This is a genomic window from Companilactobacillus zhongbaensis, from assembly GCF_003946515.1.
GTDB lineage: Bacteria > Bacillota > Bacilli > Lactobacillales > Lactobacillaceae > Companilactobacillus > Companilactobacillus zhongbaensis.
The window spans coordinates 1-1,456 of record NZ_RHOM01000073.1 but is presented as its reverse complement, the minus strand read 5'-3'; the positions used below and the strand labels follow the sequence as shown (position 1 = coordinate 1,456).

Below are 1,456 nucleotides of genomic sequence, written 5' to 3'. Positions count from 1 at the left end.
TAGCAGAACTATCTGGGAAGGTAGGCCAGAGAGGGTGAGAGCCCCGTAAGCGAAATTATGAGCGCACTTAGCAGTATCCTGAGTAGGCCGGAACACGAGGAATTCCGGTTGAATTAGCGAGGACCATCTCGTAAGGCTAAATACTAGCTAGTGACCGATAGTGAACCAGTACCGTGAGGGAAAGGTGAAAAGAACCCCGGAAGGGGAGTGAAAAAGAACCTGAAACCGTGTGTCTACAAATAGTCAAAGCACATTAAAGTGCGATGGCGTGCCTTTTGTAGAATGAACCGGCGAGTTACGTTAATTAGCGAGGTTAAATCAGAAAAGATGGAGCCGGAGCGAAAGCGAGTCTGAAGAGGGCGAGATAGTTAGTTGATGTAGACCCGAAACCAAGTGACCTATCCATGATCAGGTTGAAGGTGTGGTAAAACGCACTGGAGGACCGAACCCGTGTAAGTTAAAAATTGCTGGGATGAATTGTGGATAGCGGTGAAATTCCAAACGAACTTGGAGATAGCTGGTTCTCTCCGAAATAGCTTTAGGGCTAGCCTCGAAGAAAGGATAATGGAGGTAGAGCTCTGTTTGGACGAAGGGCCCGTCAGGGGTTACTGAATCCAGATAAACTGCGAATACCATGTATCTATCTTCGGGAGTCAGACTGCGAGTGATAAGATCCGTAGTCGAAAGGGAAACAGCCCAGATCACCAGTTAAGGTCCCAAAATCTATGCTAAGTGGAAAAGGATGTGGAGTTGCGTAGACAACTAGGATGTTGGCTCAGAAGCAGCCATCATTGAAAGAGTGCGTAATAGCTCACTAGTCGAGTGACGCTGCGCCGAAAATTTACCGGGGCTAAGCATAGTACCGAAACTGTGGATGTAGTGGAAGACACTACGTGATAGGAGAGCGTTCTAAAGGCGGTGAAGTTTGACCGTGAGGACAAATGGAGCTTTTAGAAGTGAGAATGCCGGTATGAGTAACGAAAGATAGGTGAGAATCCTATCCACCGAATGACTAAGGTTTCCTGGGGCAGGTTCGTCCGCCCAGGGTAAGTCGGGACCTAAGACAAGGCCGAGAGGCGTAGCCGATGGGGAACAGGTAGAGATTCCTGTACTGCATTTAATCGTTACGAGCAAAGGAGCGACGCAGGAGATAAAGAACGCATGGTGCTGGAAATCCATGTTTAAGCGTTAAGTATGAGAATGAGTGAAATGCTTATTTTCGTGAAGTACGAGGCGTGATAAGGAGCGAAATTAAAGTAGCGAAGGTTCTATAGTCACACTGCCAAGAAAAACTTCTAGCCAGAGAGAATGTACCCGTACCGTAAACCGACACAGGTAGTCGAGTAGAAAATACTAAGGTGAGCGAGAGAACTCTCGTTAAGGAACTCGGCAAAAAGACCCCGTAACTTCGGAAGAAGGGGTGCTGACTAGAGATAGTCAGCCGCAGTGAAAAGGC

Annotated in this window: 1 rRNA gene; it reads left to right on the top strand. The window is 47.6% G+C overall.

Annotated features, from left to right (window positions below):
• Positions 1-1,456: ribosomal RNA gene (locus EKM69_RS12180) — 23S ribosomal RNA — on the top strand; the annotation flags it as partial.